Origin of the sequence: Bacillus cereus group sp. BfR-BA-01441, assembly GCF_022663075.1 — a bacterium.
Taxonomy (GTDB): domain Bacteria; phylum Bacillota; class Bacilli; order Bacillales; family Bacillaceae_G; genus Bacillus_A; species Bacillus_A cereus.
Genome location: NZ_JAKUEU010000059.1, coordinates 1 through 15,013, shown reverse-complemented (window position 1 = coordinate 15,013; position 15,013 = coordinate 1). Strand labels below are relative to the sequence as shown.

The following is a 15,013-nucleotide window of genomic DNA, read 5'->3' as shown; positions in this document are numbered from 1 at the left end:
TATCGGTATAATGTTTGTCGCTTGAATGAAAGAAATTAGTTGCAAAAATTTCGCACTATGTAAAGGGGTACAGCAACGATCCCTTTTTTTGGAGGCACCTTAAACATAAAGCGAGAGAAGAGGCTATATGAACGATTCTCCTATCTTGTTTAAATATTAAACGAGTTACTGCAATTGGAATAGGTATATCAAACTAGTCGACATCCTGATGGATCATGTTTTTCTAGCAATCTATCACTTCTGATGGAATCGATAGATTGCTAGAAAGCGGAAAACAATTATTAGTATATTCCGAAGCAGGTGTAATAGAGTGTCCTTCCATAATTAAGGGTAAAACCAAAATACGTTGTTGTAAAGAATGATTTGTTAGAACTAGTTATAAGGAATAAAACAGAAAAGAGGATCACATGTTAGATACTTTACAGAGAAGTAAAAAGTTTTTTTTAGTATGTCTTATTTTTTTAGTGCTTTTAACCGCTTGTGGTAATACTGATGTTAAGACATCTAAAGCTTCATTACCACCGGCTGAATCCAATATAGATACATCATTAAAAGCACCAAATTGGGTAGATAAAAGTCCTATCCAACAGTCTCCTAATTTTACGGAAGATAAAAAAGTACAATCGGTTGTGAATTTAATAGCAACGGGTGATAATTTATATCATGACGCAGTAATTAAAGATGGCAAACAAAAAGACGGTTCATATGATTATAATTATATTTATGAAAATATCAAAAAAGCTGTTAAATCAAGTGATCTTGCTATCGTGAACCAGGAGACTCCGATTGCCGGAAATAATTTAAAAGTACAAGGATATCCGACTTTCAATACACCTGAAGAAGTAGGCCAATCTTTAGTGGACACTGGATTCAATATAGTGACGCAAGCGACAAATCACGCTATGGATATGGGTATTAAAGGTGTTGCGAATACAAGAGAATACTGGAAGAAATATCCGGATGTTATCCCGGTAGGTATTAATGAGAGTCAAAACGAGCGTAATGAAATAAAAACGATTACAAAAAATGGTATTCGTTTTGCGTTACTAAATTATACATATGGTACGAATGGAATTAAAATTCCAGCTGATAAGTCTTGGGCTTTAAATTTAATTGATAAAAAAGCGATACAAAATGATGTGGAAAAGGCGAAGAGTAGCTCTGATATGGTGATTGTTATGGTGCATTGGGGAGTAGAATATACCTCAACACCTTCAAAGCAACAAAAAGAAGTTGCTCAATATTTAACAGATTTAGGTGTAGATGTAGTAATTGGAAATCATCCACATGTAATTCAACCAATTGAGTGGAAACAAAATAAAGATGGACATGAAACGCTAATCTATTATTCTCTTGGAAATCTTATTTCTGCGCAAGAAAAACTAGAAACATTGGTTGGAGGATTATCTTATGTACAATTTGTTAAGTATGAAGATAAAACTTTTGGTATACGACAAGCGGCAATCGTACCGACAGTAACCGACTATGCTGATGGTAAGAAACAATTTAAAATTCAATTTTTAAAAGATTATTCGGATGAAAATTCTAAAAAACATGGAATTAAAAAATTTGTCGGCCCGGTTTCTTTGAAGGATTTCAAGGAGATTCCTAGAGACGTGTTGGGAAATTGGTATAAAGATTAATAAACAAAAAGGGAATGAGATACAATTAAAAAATTTATAATTTTAGCATTGGTATTGGCAATGGGATGGAGTCTGGCTGCTTGTAGTGGAAAGCAAACATCTCAGGCAACTACTAATAATAACGATAAAAATAAAAATGAAATACATGCGAAGAAAAAAGATGTTTTACCTATCTCTGATGTTAATGATTGGAGAATTATCCTTGTAAATAGAGAGCATATGTTATCAAAGGAACTAGGAATTGAATTAACAAGTATCACCCAAAATGCGAAGCCAAATATGAAAATAGATAGTAGAATTGCAACTTCCTATCAGGATATGGTAGCAGCTGCAAAAAAAGAGGGAATCAATCTTTATTTAAGATCAGGTTATCGAGCTATAAAATTACAACAAACTTATTATGATGCTTCAGTTAAAAGCTATAAATCTCAAGGCTTGTCGGATAAAGAGGCTAGTGCTAAGGCATTGGAATATCTTCAGTATCCTGGTGCAAGTGAACATCATACTGGATTAGCGTTAGACATTATTTCAGTTGAATGGCAGAATACTGTAGAAGATTTAAATGCAAAATTTGAAACTACCGATGCATTCAAATGGTTAGATAAGAATGCTGCAGAATATGGATTTACTCTCCGCTATCCAAAAGATAAAGAGAATATTACTGGCATTAAGTATGAGCCATGGCACTATCGTTATGTAGGAAAAGAAGTTGCTGTTTATCTAAAAGAAAAAGGGTTAACTTTAGAAGAATATAACGAAAAAATTAAGTCTGGTAAGTAAAAATATGCTTTAATTTTATTAAACATTATGCACTGCTACAGGAAAAGGTGAATCTGAGGATGTGTTAACCTTCCGCCTAGTATTGTAAAAACTGAGTATGATAATTTGAGCACGTATGAACCAGTTATCGTGTAAAAAGATGTATGTATTAAGAAATTAAAGTTAAGGATCTGATATTCATATCAGATCCTTTTTCTATCGTTCTTTTAAGAGCGACTGAGCCAAAATATTGGAATGAATATAAAAATAAAACAGCCCAAGGAATAGTAAAACGAATCCGGGAGTCTACTCGTACGCTTCATTGGGATTATCCAGAAATAGTTGTTGATGAAATAAGAAAGAATGGGTCTTACTCTCAAGCAAGAATTTAATATGAATGAATTGGATAGAAGGTAGTAATAAAAAACACTGCGCCTGGCAGTGTTTTTTATTATTTCTGCACATAAATACATAGTCATATTGATTAAAGTTTCACTTTATTGAAGAAAAATGCGAAAGCCATTCATAAAATATGGAAATGTTAAAATCCCTTTGATAAAATAGCAATATGTAAAAATAATTATTTGTTAATTCTTAATGTAATGAATATTCATGTTTAAATATACGAATTTAACTACATAGTTATTGTGCTAAAGGGGGAGAAAGATGTTAGATGAATTGTACAATGCTTTTTTAAATGCGTCTGGTTTTACAGAAAGTGCGAGGAAACGAGATCGGTATGATGATTTACATGATTATTTAAAAGATAAAGAAAGAGAGTTAAAGCAATTCATTCAAGAGGCTGAATCAGCGAAGAGAGAGTATGAGAGTAAAAGTAATGGCTTAGAAGCTAATAAAATTCCGGCAGTTGAATTTGAACAAAAACGTCATGAAAAGGATGAAGACTTAAATACAGTATTATCCTATTTTAAAAGTGCATTAAGCGATATTGGATCTGCGAAAAGTACAGCTTATGCAAAGTATTTGGAATATAAAGCGAAAGCAGAATCGGAGAAAGCGTCAGCATACGCTGCAGCGACCAAGGCTTTTGAAGAAAAGAAAAAGGAATTTGAAAACTTTATCCATTAAGCATACAAAGAATGGAGGGAACCAACATGAGTGGTAAAGAGGTTGAAATTATAGGAAGTAACACCGCAAGTGCCATTTCTTACGCACAAAACATTGAAAATGGTATGAAGGATTCTTTAAACCAAGCGAAAGACTTAAAAGCATATGTCACAGGTGCGAAATGGAATGGAAAAACGAGAGATGCCTTTTTAAGTTATCTTGATTTGATCATTCAATATAATTCAGAAATGGTAGAGGCATTTGAAGGACATACGAAAGCTTTGAAAGAGTTAGATAAAAGCATTCAAACGTACGGAGATAAATCGGAAGTAAGGGCGATAAAACAACTGTGATGGAGAAACGAGGGATAAAAGAATGGGGAAAGAAATGAGTTTTGCACCTGCTGAATTATATGTTCTCGCAGGTGCAGCTGGGGTTACCGATATATTTGGATTGCCAAACCGTGACGCAATTATTTTACTTGATGCAGAATGTGTCACGAAAGCAACTACGAGTTTAAAAGAAAAAGGCCTACTTACAAGTGAAAATGGAATTACCCCTGCAGCTTTTCAAATAATTGAACTATTAAAGGAATATGAAAGTTGTCATGAATACACGAGAATGAATAATGTATTAATTGGCTTTTTGAAAGAGGATAAAGACCGAGTGGCTGTATTAACGGAAATAGAACCAAATAAAAAATACGAGATCGACTACATACCAAAGCCAGACGTATATTTTTCCTTATTAACACGCATCCCTTTCTTATTGAGAGAACCGAGGGAAATAGAAGATACATTTTTCTCAAAGAGAATGACAGAAGAAGAACAACAAACATTTGAGGAAAAAGATTTATCAAATAAAAACGTTATAGCGATAGAAACGTATACGAGGCCTCGAAGTAATAGAGGAGGAAAATGGGAATGTTTCTTATATTTCACTGAAGGAGAAGATTTCGTTCAAATAGATGTAGATCGTAATCGATATGACTGGGTGAGCCTCTATGCGGTTAATAAGAAATTGTATGACGTGTTAAAAATGCCATATAAAAAGTTAATTGACCCGAGACAATTCTCGTTAGGAGGTATTCAATAATGCAAGTATCAATGGGAGATAGTGGTTCTGGTGGTGGAGAAGAAGTATTAGTTAATTTTCAAGAACTACTAGATATAGTAATGAAGTTAGAAAATATATATAAAATCCATGTAGACGTCATTGGAACGAATATTGAGAGTTTATTAAGCTGTGATTTTTATCAAAAAGGTGAAGCGATGAGAGTAATTGAAAAATATCCTGATATATTACACAAAACACTAGAATTGGCTGAACACTATTCTAGGTCAGCGACAGTTGTAGGGAATGTATGTGTAGAAATGCTTGAAAAGGACGAACAATTACGTGAAATATTAAGTAAGTTGTAGAAATCACCATACGGCTGGGGGGATGAAAACGAGATGGATGTGAAATATAGACCTGAACCATGGCAAAACATGGGGGATGGTATGAATCGAATTACAAAAGATGCACTCATGAAATTACGGGAAGCAAATGAATCATTAAAAAGAATTGATGGAAGAATACGAGATTTAGACTCGGATGGTAGTATACATTTTAATCCTAAAGATCAATCGCAAAAAATCGGGGAATTACTTGATAGTTATACGACATTACAAAAATATTGCGGAGAAGCAGGGCGATTGGTGTCTGAACATATAGATAAACCTTTTTTAGTAGAAATGGATAAATTCGCTCAAAAAATGAGAGATACATCTATTCTCAGTTTTGAAACAAATAACCGAATTGGCTCTACAACAACGACAGTATTACCAGGTGCGCATGCGGGCTACGGAAGTGTACCACAAACAATACAGAAGAAGAAAGATAAAATAACAGTAGAAGATATTTTTAGAGATTCTCCTGCATTTGATAACGTACTTAGGGCAGAATACAAAGAACTAAAAAAACAAAATCCAGATGCAAAATTAAATTATGAAGAATACAAGAAAGTAGTCCCATCCACACGAGGATTTGAATACAAATCAATAGAAGATGAACAGAAAAAACTAGAAATGGTGCGAGACATAGGAATAGGCGTAGGAATCATCATCACAACAATCCTTTGTCCACCACTCGGGGCCGCTGCGGCAGTTGTATACGGCGCTGTACAAATAAAAAGCGGTATCGACGGAGAAGACTGGGGAACACATAGGAAATTGAGCCAAGAAGAGCGGGTAGGAAACATCATTTTTGGCGGATTAGATGCAATCCCAGTTGTTGGAGCAGTAGGAAAAGGAGTAAAAGCATTCAAAGGCACGAGTGAATTAGCTGATTTAGCCAAATTATTAAAATTCAAAGAAGGAATGCCTGGTTTTAATCCAAATTTGGGTAAAAATGTGGTACAATCATTGCGTGATAATAAAGCTATTATGCTTGACCGTTTGAAACTAGCGAGCCTTAAAATAGAGAAATCTGGAAATGAAAAGATGTATCAATTTGGCGAAAAAATAGCCAAAAGCATAGATGATAGGACAGCCAAATCGGCAAGTTTTGAAGTTGACGGAAATGGCTTACTATTATCTAAACAAGGTGGTACAGATTTCCAAAACTGGGTGGATAAGCATAGTGCAGAAAGTAATAAGATTATAGATGATAAGATTAAGGGTGTAGAGGCTTCTCTTGCTAGTAAGGGTACGGATAATATTGGTAAGGGAGCCAGTGGGGCTAATGAATTCGATGATATCTTAATTGATTCATACAAAAATCTGAGGAAAAATAAAGAAATTTCAGGTCAAGCACATCATTTGAATCAAGATGCTGCTTTTAGAGACTATATTCCAAGAAATGACGGACTTTCTGTAAAATTGGAAGGAAATATATTTAAAGATATAGATAGCCCCCATTACAATGCTCATAAAAGTTTAGAAGATTTTTGGAATATTTACAGGAAAAATGGAGATCTAGCAGGGCTTAAGCCTAATTTAACAGACTATAACAATGCATTGAGAGATTCTTTAATTAATGCAGGGTTATCAGAAGCACAAGTAAACAAAGCAGTTTCAGAAGCGATCAAGCAACAAATAAATGCTGGTCTTTTGGCTGATGATTTCGTGCCTAGAATACCGGGGAGAATTAATTTACCAAAACCAAAACCTTGATGGAGGAAATAAAGTGAGATTAGAAAATGAAGTCGTGCAGTCTTTATGTAGAATTGATTTTTTATCACACACTAGAAAATTAGAAGTTGATTTTGAGATAGTACCAACTTTAAAATTGGCTAGTAAAAGTATTAATCAATTAAAGTGGGAGAACCTTTGTTTAGATAAAATAGGAGATGTTACTTCACATTTATCAAAGAATTATAAAGAAATGTATAATAAAAATTGGAATAATTTAGCGATGGATATAAAAAAGGAAATTATTCCCGTTGTTGATGAAAAATTGTCTGTTCTGATTAGTGAAGGACAACTTTTAGAAAACATGAAAAGTCAAATTTTATTTGATATAATGAATATCGCACTATATAAAAGTTATTCTTTAGTATGCGAGTCTGAATTTTATAATTGTTTATACGAAGTATATATAAATGGTTATATTCCATGTGGGTGGACTGGAGAATATCCTAAAGGAAATATAAAAGTTATATGATAAGGAGTGAAGTTTTTTGGAAGAAAATAAAGATTTCCTTAATGAATGTATGAATATTATAAATACTACCATATATAAGGTTTTTAAAATAGACATCAATGATGAACAAGAAAAGCAAATCTTAGGTGCATACCTTTTTGGAATGTTTAATGGATTAGGACACGAAAAAAATATTAAACCTGTTGACATACAAGGTGCTATGATTCAGATTTTAAACGAAAAACTAAATTATTCTTTAGAGTCTGCTGTTCAATTTAGCCAGTTTCTTATTAATTCCACAGATAAAAATTTCCATCCTACTATGTTTGCTATTATTCATAGAGGATTGGAAGGATATTTCATGTATAAAGATGGTAGAAATGAAGAATTATCACGAGATTTTCATGATATTATTGAAGTTGTTAAAACAGCAACTTAAATTAGAATTAAGATAGCATGTGCTATTTCACTAGATTCTATGAGCGAAGGAGAAAGATTTTTAAAGAATAAAGTGAAATGGCTAAAGCAAGTCATGGGCATGTTAAACTAGAAAGCGGTCGAGATAATTCAAAGCCAATTATTATAGTGAAAGTTTCTTGAGAACTTATTCGGAAACAGGGTACGATGCACATGAAAATAAAAATAAAAATGACATTTATAGTGGTTACTGGAGTTTTGAAAGTGGAGCAATCGTAAAAATTTTAAAATTAGATGACTCAACTTTGAAAGATACTTCGTACTACCCTTATGATATGGTGCATTACCAAGAAAAATAAATGTAAGAATCCACAGTGATAAACTTTTACACTGTGGATTTTTTTGTCCATTTAATCGTTTTATTAAGGGTGAAAAAAGTTCATTTTGTTAATCCAATAAGTAAACATGGTGATATAGGTTCTACTACAGCAAATAATGAGTTGTTAAAAATTATTGATAGTTCTCTAGATTATAGTACATTTAAAAGAAGATTAAAAAATTGAGCACATTATAGATTGGAAGATGGAATAAATTCATTACCTGAAGGCTTAAGATAATTGATGTTACTATAATTTGTATATAGGGGGATTCATTATGGAAAATCCAGGCGTAATGTCTTTATGGATAGGTAATTTTAGAACTAAGCAAAGCCTAAAAGAATATGTTGAGATTAAGTTTGATGAAGTTGGGGATAGAACTCAATCTAAATTCATGAGAGACTTTAATCTCGATTTTATTGATTATAACCAAGATTTATTAGAGAGCACCTTGATAGAGGACTCCACTACATCGTTGACTACCCTTTTAAGTGGTTCCTCTTACGAAACGGAAATTTTATCACAATTTGTGGAACATTACGGGGAAGAATTGCCAGAAATCTATGATTCTGTTATTAGATTATATGATTTTGAGTACGATGGAGATATAGATGAAGTTAAATTTATAAGTGGAAATTTAATTCATATGGGGTCAGTTGTATATGAGGAATGGGATGAATAGTTTGTGATTTAGTGAAGGAAACTAACACGATTAGCTACAGTAACTGTCTAAGTATTTATTGCTGGATTTATAGGTTATATACTAGAGTGATAAAGCATGTGGTACTAAAATTGTATACGCAGCCAGGTAAGGCATGAGAACGAAAAAGAATAGGCTGTTAAAAAGTAAAGACCTCATGATGGTTGTACCATCATAGAGTATTATGTGCAATGATAGAATAGAAAATGAAGTACGAGCTTAGGCGAGAAGACATTTTATTGTGCGACGAATATAAAGACATGGAATGGATATTAAATTAACGAACTCGTACAAACTCGTAAGTTTTAACATAGTAGTTGTCATGACATACAAAAGGTGTCATACTTTTACTACAAAACTTACAAATTTATGCTATTTAAAAACATATGAACTTAAAGCGCTTGATTGTCAATTAAAGGCAACAAGTGCTTTTTTGCGTTTTAGCGTAGAAATAATGTGGTACAATCGCTTAAGGAAAATAAGACTTAAAAAAATGCATTAGATGCTATGAAAAATACTCCTATTCCAGTAGCAGTTAGGACGGTGGATACTGGAATAGGAATGAAGCTTCCTTATATAGAATCTTCAACTGTTGGAGAAGTAGTTGGAAAGTTTTCAAAGGCAAGTACGGTAGCTAAGGATGACGCTTATCAACTTGCTAAGGGTACGGGTAATGGTAAGCATTTAAATGATGTACCTAAAATAAAAGAAATTGAAGTGAACTTTAATAGAAATGTAAAACATGATTCAGAAGAGTTTGCGAGACAATTAAAAGACCAAGAAAAAGGTATGAATGAGCTTACAGTGGATGAGTATTTAAAAAAATCGTGAAAGATACATAGCACAGGGGCGAGCTATTGAAGGGAATGCTGCTCAACAAGCTGCTAGAGAAGAAGCTTATGTACAAAAGGTAAATGAACTACAAAGAGAAGGATTAACGTTATCAAATGCCAAGAAAAAAGCCAAGGAATGGCTAGATACTCAAGCTGCACTTCACAACCCTGACCAGATAGCAGGTGGAAAGGTAAAAATAATAGGAGGTATGGGAGATAAAAGGATTAATTCTTCTATAGGTAGTCAATGGCGGTATAGAATTGATATTGTTGATGAACAAATTAAGGAATTAGCCAAAAACATGACACCAGAACAACTAAAAAGTACTTATTTGAATGTAAAATTAACACATTAGAGGAGGAGTTTAGATGGAACAATATTTAAAAGATTTTAAGTTGCATAATAAAGTTCCGAGTGAAATCATTGAAAAGTATAAACATGTAGTACCTAATGAAATAATAAATTTATGGAGTAATTATGGATTTGGTACATTTATGCAAGGGTATTTTAAAAGTGTAAATCCAGAGGAATTTAAAGAGATTTTGGAGGAGAGTAGTCAAAGATATAAGGATTCAATAGTATTGTTTGCTACGGGTATGGGAGACTTGGTTATTTGGTCAGATGGATATGTTAGATTACTTAATTACAGGTATGGTATAGTAAAGACCATTATGTTTACATTTGAATTTTTCTTTCAAAATATTACTGATTTAGAATTTAGAGATGAAGATTTATCTTGGCAACCTTATCCTGAAGCGCTTAAACAATATAATGAGTTAGATTACGAGGAGTGTTTTGGTTATACACCTCTATTAGGTTTAGGTGGAGCAGAAAAAGTAGAGAACTTAAAAAAGGTCAAATTAAAGGAACATATTCTTATTATTACTAGTTTTATGGGGCCAGTACAATAATAGAATAAGTAGATATTTTATTACTAGGTAAATAGAGATATAGGATTCGTTCAAATGACTTAGACTTACTACTTAATTTATATTCTACAAGCGAATATGATAACGAAACACATTAACACATATATAAATCAATGAAAAACAAAGTTTATGTGAAGTGGATAGAAAAAATAATAGGTTGTTTGAAAATACATACTCCATGATGGTTGTACCATCATGGAGTACTGTGTGCAATGATAGAATAGAAAACGAAGTACGAGCTTAGGCGAGATGACATTTTACATGGCGATGAATATAAACACATGGAATGTATATTAAACTAACGAACTCGTACAAACTCGTAAGTTTTAATGTAGTAGTTGTTACCACATATAAAAGGTGTCATACTGTTACTACAAAACTTACAAATTTATGCTATTTTAAAAAATGAACTTAAAGCACTTGATTCTCTACTTGAGGCAACAAGTGCTTTTTTGCGTAGAAATTTAACAGATCAGTATAATTTTATTATGTAAACTTTTTACATAGTTTTCTATACAACTAAAGAGAAGAAAAAGGTTCACTATTACTTTCATTTCTGTTATAAAAATTCTACAATAGAAGACAGAACGTATATTTGGTATAATCAAAATATACTATATGAAATGATGTACATGAGTTTGAAATTCATGTAACGAGGTAAGCACTACATAACAATGACTAATATTTAAAGTTTTCGTACCTATAGAATTCAATTCATGTTATATAAATCAATTGTTAGAAAGGAACAGGTGTAATGAATCAAATTTCATTTGAAGATTTATTTGAAGAAGAAAAAGAAAAGGTGGAGGTAGCTGAGGTATGTAAGGTACCAGCCCCTTTATCACCATTACAAAAAGATATTTTAGAATTAATTGATTCTGAAGAAATAAGTGCGCTTGAGCTATGTGAACGATTAATACGATCTGGTAAAATACCCGATGAAAGATTCACTACGAATAAGCCTAAAGCATATGGACAAGTATGTTTACTATTAGAAGGTTTTGTTACAGAAGGAAAACTTATTTTTATCAAAGATGATGAGAAAAGAGATAGGGTATATAAATTGAAAGAAGAAGTTTGAGATGTATAGTGGGAGATGAATGATTGGTTCCCTTTAACTTGCAGCTCCGTTAGTCTAGTAATGTCCACTAAAAAGGTGTCAATCTCTCCTAGATTGACACCTTCATACTTTTAACACCTTACATACTTACGCTTGAAACCAAGTCTTCCTCTATCAAGTTCTTTCTGAATACTTTCAGAAGCATTTAACAAACTGCTTTTTTTATTATCACGTTTGACTTCAACTATACCAACTTCTTTTGCAATCTCGACTGCTTTTTCATGTAGTGGTACATATGAGATTGCCACAGTGTTTAGGAAATTATTCATAGCGGATTTTGTTCGTTCTGGAGAATGATGAATTGTATCTTTCACCATTTCAAGCATATCGGAAATTTTACTTTCGGAAAATTCATTGTCTTTGCGGTTTCCTAAAAGCCAACAGTAGCAACTCCAGCCTGCAGACATTTTAAGCTCGTCCCCACTTGCAATCCATTTATCAGCAACATCTTGTGCGATATTTGACTCTGATAAAGTTACTGCCACCACATAATCGGATAGCATATAAAAATATGCCCCGTCTATCCAGCGATCAAAATCAGACTCACTCATAGCTTTTGGATCGGCAATAATACCTGCAAAGTACATAGCATCGTAGTTACCTGTGGCATAAAGCTCTTCAGCTAACTCTTGATTTAATTTTATTTTTTTAGCGATTGGTTTCATAGCACCTGTAGCAACTCCGAATACTGGCTCATGCGCACCGTTAGATATGTATATTTTTTTCGTTCGTTCCTTACCTAGAGATTCAAGTTCTTGCATAACTGTTTTAAAATCCATAGTTGTGCAACTTCCTTTCTTCATGTGAAAGCCTTTTTAAGCCTTTCGTATTTCATATGTTAATACTAATTGTATTCAAGGGGTATGTCTACTTTCTAAAAGTATCGAAACCGGTTAGTAATTTTGAAGCTTTTGATTTTGTGACTGCTACAAGCTATCTATAGTTAGAAGCAAAGTACAGTAGAATAAAAATGATTTGTATAGTTTTTCCAATAAATATTTGGTATGATGGTGAATGGGAAAAATATACAAGTTGTTAGTTTTTCAAAAAAGGGGGATTGAATTGAAAAGAACACCTGAATTTGTATTAGGTTTAATTGGTGGCATTTTGGGAATTATTATTTCCATAATATTAATAGTTGTAGCGTTTAATATTATGGAAGGTGTTGATTACGAACTTTTAGCTTATTACTCTATTATTTTAACGGTTCAAATAGGATTGTTCATTTTATCGTGTTTAGTAAACAAGGTTAATAATAAAGTTTATGGAGTTTGTATGATTGTGATTCCTATAGTTATGTTATTTATGTCATTATTCTTTTTACTTATTCCGACAATTTTACAAATTATATCTGGTTCATTTGCATTTAGGACATTAAAGTTAGAGTCGAATGTAAGCTAAATATAATTATTAACGTCTGAATATTCGGTTTTTTAAACATTTTCGTTTGCAGTTCAAATTAACATAAAGTACAAAGTTGTATGCTTTAGGAGGAGAAATAAATGATTATTTGGTCTGGTTGGGGTTTTTTGGTCGCAATTATTGTAATTATTAATACTCTTTTGGGTAAGGCTATCTTTGGATCTATAACGGGGGACGCTACATATTTTCAAGACCATAGTTGGCCAATGGCGGTAATGTTTATTATATCAGGGGTTATGTCTTGGTATTTAGGTAAATATATTAATAAGCCAGATGGGAAAGTTTATATAGATGCCGAAACTGGTGAAAAAGTTATGTTTAACAAAAAGCACTCATTATTTTTTATAAAAATGGAATATTGGGGACCGATTCTAGGAGTTATTGCGATTGTAACTTTAATTACAAGATAAAAAAGAGGATGGGTATAGCAAGAGTAATCTATTCAAGTAGAAGGAGAAATTAGTCATGAATGCAAAGAAACTACTAGGGGTAGCAGTTCCGGTCATGATGTTATTTGGTTGTGGAGTTTCTGAGAAAACGAACACTTCTAAACAGGAGAAAACGGAAGAGTCTAAAGTAAAAGAATCGAAGTCTAATAGTAAGAAAGAAAAAGTTTCAAAGGAAGACTATCCTAATAAAGTGTATAAATTAGGGGTAGAGTTTGATAAGTTGTTTGCGGAGCATAACAATATTACAAGAGAGGTTTTTGACGGTAAGAAAAAGAAATCAGATATAGTAGATAGTGTGAAAGAATTAAACAAAGTGTTAGATAAATTTGAGTCGATAGATCCCCCTGCAGAGTATGTAAACCAACAAAAAGATTTTGAAAAAGCAATTAGTTATTTTAGAGAGTCTTTTTCTTTAATAAATGAAGTATTCACCAGAAAAGAAAAAAGAGAAAAAGGTGATAAGACTGATAAAGAGTTAATAGAGAAATCTGAAAAGCTAGTGAAAGAAGGAGATATTTACTGGCTTAAGGCATTCAAAGATCTTGAAGGGGATATTAAAATCGGTGACGGTACAGTATCTGTGAAAGATTTGAAAGAGTTAGATAAGAAAGCTGGAATTAATACGGATAACGTTATGAAGAATGTGAAAGATGGTACGGAATTAATCGGTAATTGGGGATTCAAAGGAACAGACGGTTTCATTATGTCACTTATTCTAAAAGGTGATAAGACATTTGAAACGTATGGTAAAGGTGAGTATCCAAATAAAAAGAATTATATTGAAGGCACTTGGGAATATGATAAGGAAGCTTTTACAATCTATTTACATCTCAATAAACGTTTAGTAGACGGTGTAGAAGATACAATTCAAAAAAAGAAAATAGCATATAAAGTTCAAGATTATGATGGGGAAAACTTGCAATTATTTAATGAGACGTCATTTCATACAATTAAGTATGTGAAGCAAAGTTAAAGTTATGAAGGACTAGGTTTAAATGGCCTAGTCCTTCATTAAAGTGCGAGTATGTAAAGAATATGTTATTTTTCGTTCTGTTTACTTAATATCATGTTATTCTTTAATAGAAGTAATAAATGGAGTTTTACATTAAATATATGAGGTTGGTTACAAATGATAAAGAAATTTACTAGATTCGTATTAATAGTGGTTATGCCAATCAGTCTTATTACAGGTTGTGGGGCTGCTGAAAAAGCTGAAGCACAAAAGCCGAAAGCGGTACAAACGGAGAAAAAGGACTATATGGATTACTCATATGGTAGCAAAGGTATATTAGTAAGTGGCAAAGCGAAAGAACGGCAACAATACGAGATTGGATATATGGATGATAATAAATTAATTGGGATTGATGAAAATATTGAAGACTGCATTATTTTAGATAATAAAGATGAAGCAGGTCTCATTTGGAAACAAATAGAGCGTGGATCTATTATTGAAGTGCAATACGGTAAGGATCGCAATGATATCGTAGGCGTGCAATTCGTAGGAGATCGTGAGTCATATGAAATTAGTGATAAGTTTGATCGGAATACGATAAATGAGATTGTTGAAAACGTTAAAGGGAATTTGTAATAGATGTATTTCGATAGTATAGGATCTCTTATTATGAAATTGTATGCCAGTTATTTGTCTAAGTTTAAATTGATTATTTTGAC

Annotated in this window: 17 protein-coding genes and 2 pseudogenes; 18 read left to right on the top strand and 1 reads right to left on the bottom strand. The window is 32.6% G+C overall.

From position 1 onward, the window contains the following. The first annotated feature begins 407 nt into the window (after window positions 1-407). The 14 genes and pseudogenes from MR107_RS21160 (at window position 408) to MR107_RS21095 (ending at window position 11,432) form a co-directional block, all read left to right on the top strand. Window positions 408-1,643 carry a CapA family protein gene (locus MR107_RS21160; protein WP_000887602.1) on the top strand — a complete coding sequence of 412 codons (1,236 nt, stop codon included), beginning with the start codon at window positions 408-410 and terminating at the stop codon, window positions 1,641-1,643. Window positions 1,644-1,691: 48 nt separating this feature from the next. After that, window positions 1,692-2,423 carry a M15 family metallopeptidase gene (locus MR107_RS21155; RefSeq protein WP_000241986.1) on the top strand — a complete coding sequence of 244 codons (732 nt, stop codon included), beginning with the start codon at window positions 1,692-1,694 and terminating at the stop codon, window positions 2,421-2,423. 645 nt (window positions 2,424-3,068) lie between these two features. After that, window positions 3,069-3,491, top strand: coding sequence for a hypothetical protein (locus MR107_RS21150; protein WP_000883462.1), 423 nt, complete (start codon window positions 3,069-3,071; stop codon window positions 3,489-3,491). 26 nt (window positions 3,492-3,517) lie between these two features. Next, a complete protein-coding gene (locus MR107_RS21145; RefSeq protein WP_000014535.1) occupies window positions 3,518-3,823 on the top strand; it encodes a WXG100 family type VII secretion target in 306 nt (101 codons plus the stop codon). A gap of 22 nt (window positions 3,824-3,845) precedes the next feature. Continuing rightward, window positions 3,846-4,565, top strand: a complete 720-nt coding sequence (locus MR107_RS21140; RefSeq protein ID WP_000514125.1) for a DUF5081 family protein — start codon at window positions 3,846-3,848, stop codon at window positions 4,563-4,565. Then, the gene (locus tag MR107_RS21135) at window positions 4,565-4,891 is read left to right on the top strand and encodes a hypothetical protein (protein WP_001198201.1); all 327 of its coding nucleotides are present in this window, start codon (window positions 4,565-4,567) and stop codon (window positions 4,889-4,891) included. The genes MR107_RS21140 and MR107_RS21135 overlap by 1 nt, the downstream gene beginning before the upstream one ends. Before the next feature lie 33 nt (window positions 4,892-4,924). Then, window positions 4,925-6,625, top strand: a complete 1,701-nt coding sequence (locus MR107_RS21130; protein WP_242292671.1) for a hypothetical protein — start codon at window positions 4,925-4,927, stop codon at window positions 6,623-6,625. 13 nt (window positions 6,626-6,638) lie between these two features. Next, window positions 6,639-7,115: a hypothetical protein gene (locus tag MR107_RS21125; RefSeq protein ID WP_001235346.1), complete on the top strand. Its 477-nt coding sequence runs from the start codon at window positions 6,639-6,641 to the stop codon at window positions 7,113-7,115. A 16-nt stretch (window positions 7,116-7,131) separates the two neighbouring features. Further along, window positions 7,132-7,533 carry an Imm48 family immunity protein gene (gene imm48, locus MR107_RS21120; protein ID WP_000392122.1) on the top strand — a complete coding sequence of 134 codons (402 nt, stop codon included), beginning with the start codon at window positions 7,132-7,134 and terminating at the stop codon, window positions 7,531-7,533. Between the two features lie 130 nt (window positions 7,534-7,663). Beyond that, window positions 7,664-7,870: pseudogene (locus MR107_RS21115) on the top strand (PoNe immunity protein domain-containing protein); the annotation flags it as partial. Window positions 7,871-8,165: 295 nt separating this feature from the next. Then, on the top strand, window positions 8,166-8,570 hold the full coding sequence (locus MR107_RS21110; protein WP_000431157.1) for an immunity 22 family protein: 405 nt from the start codon (window positions 8,166-8,168) through the stop codon (window positions 8,568-8,570). A gap of 471 nt (window positions 8,571-9,041) precedes the next feature. Further along, a pseudogene (locus MR107_RS31735) lies at window positions 9,042-9,777 on the top strand (polymorphic toxin type 15 domain-containing protein); the annotation flags it as partial. A 13-nt stretch (window positions 9,778-9,790) separates the two neighbouring features. Beyond that, the gene (locus tag MR107_RS21100) at window positions 9,791-10,333 is read left to right on the top strand and encodes a T6SS immunity protein Tdi1 domain-containing protein (protein ID WP_048519269.1); all 543 of its coding nucleotides are present in this window, start codon (window positions 9,791-9,793) and stop codon (window positions 10,331-10,333) included. A 772-nt stretch (window positions 10,334-11,105) separates the two neighbouring features. Then, a complete protein-coding gene (locus MR107_RS21095; RefSeq protein ID WP_001071909.1) occupies window positions 11,106-11,432 on the top strand; it encodes a DUF3895 domain-containing protein in 327 nt (108 codons plus the stop codon). 110 nt (window positions 11,433-11,542) lie between these two features. On the opposite strand, the gene MR107_RS21090 is transcribed toward MR107_RS21095, so the two are convergent. Continuing rightward, window positions 11,543-12,250 (bottom strand): DNA alkylation repair protein, encoded by a 708-nt coding sequence (locus MR107_RS21090; protein WP_000346349.1) that lies wholly within the window; start codon window positions 12,248-12,250, stop codon window positions 11,543-11,545. A gap of 283 nt (window positions 12,251-12,533) precedes the next feature. Between MR107_RS21090 and MR107_RS21085 the strand changes: the two genes are divergently transcribed. The 4 genes from MR107_RS21085 (at window position 12,534) to MR107_RS21070 (ending at window position 14,930) form a co-directional block, all read left to right on the top strand. Further along, entirely contained in the window at window positions 12,534-12,872 is a 339-nt protein-coding gene (locus MR107_RS21085) for a DUF4064 domain-containing protein (RefSeq protein ID WP_000831724.1), read from the top strand. Window positions 12,873-12,973: 101 nt separating this feature from the next. Next, window positions 12,974-13,303 (top strand): hypothetical protein, encoded by a 330-nt coding sequence (locus tag MR107_RS21080; protein ID WP_000587853.1) that lies wholly within the window; start codon window positions 12,974-12,976, stop codon window positions 13,301-13,303. Window positions 13,304-13,358: 55 nt separating this feature from the next. Continuing rightward, window positions 13,359-14,315, top strand: coding sequence for a DUF3994 domain-containing protein (locus MR107_RS21075; protein ID WP_048538244.1), 957 nt, complete (start codon window positions 13,359-13,361; stop codon window positions 14,313-14,315). A gap of 156 nt (window positions 14,316-14,471) precedes the next feature. Next, entirely contained in the window at window positions 14,472-14,930 is a 459-nt protein-coding gene (locus MR107_RS21070; RefSeq protein WP_006915118.1) for a hypothetical protein, read from the top strand. The last annotated feature ends 83 nt before the right edge of the window (window positions 14,931-15,013 follow it).

Bases quoted from the DNA above. Each gene is read 5' to 3' on its own strand.
- MR107_RS21100 (WP_048519269.1), top strand. From the start codon at position 9,791: ATGGAACAATATTTAAAAGATTTTAAGTTGCATAATAAAGTTCCGAGT.
- MR107_RS21140 (WP_000514125.1), top strand. From the start codon at position 3,846: ATGGGGAAAGAAATGAGTTTTGCACCTGCTGAATTATATGTTCTCGCA.
- MR107_RS21150 (WP_000883462.1), top strand. From the start codon at position 3,069: ATGTTAGATGAATTGTACAATGCTTTTTTAAATGCGTCTGGTTTTACA.
- MR107_RS21160 (WP_000887602.1), top strand. From the start codon at position 408: ATGTTAGATACTTTACAGAGAAGTAAAAAGTTTTTTTTAGTATGTCTT.
- MR107_RS21135 (WP_001198201.1), top strand. From the start codon at position 4,565: ATGCAAGTATCAATGGGAGATAGTGGTTCTGGTGGTGGAGAAGAAGTA.
- MR107_RS21080 (WP_000587853.1), top strand. From the start codon at position 12,974: ATGATTATTTGGTCTGGTTGGGGTTTTTTGGTCGCAATTATTGTAATT.
- MR107_RS21130 (WP_242292671.1), top strand. From the start codon at position 4,925: ATGGATGTGAAATATAGACCTGAACCATGGCAAAACATGGGGGATGGT.
- MR107_RS21075 (WP_048538244.1), top strand. From the start codon at position 13,359: ATGAATGCAAAGAAACTACTAGGGGTAGCAGTTCCGGTCATGATGTTA.
- MR107_RS21145 (WP_000014535.1), top strand. From the start codon at position 3,518: ATGAGTGGTAAAGAGGTTGAAATTATAGGAAGTAACACCGCAAGTGCC.
- MR107_RS21110 (WP_000431157.1), top strand. From the start codon at position 8,166: ATGGAAAATCCAGGCGTAATGTCTTTATGGATAGGTAATTTTAGAACT.
- MR107_RS21095 (WP_001071909.1), top strand. From the start codon at position 11,106: ATGAATCAAATTTCATTTGAAGATTTATTTGAAGAAGAAAAAGAAAAG.
- MR107_RS21070 (WP_006915118.1), top strand. From the start codon at position 14,472: ATGATAAAGAAATTTACTAGATTCGTATTAATAGTGGTTATGCCAATC.
- MR107_RS21090 (WP_000346349.1), bottom strand. From the start codon at position 12,250: ATGGATTTTAAAACAGTTATGCAAGAACTTGAATCTCTAGGTAAGGAA.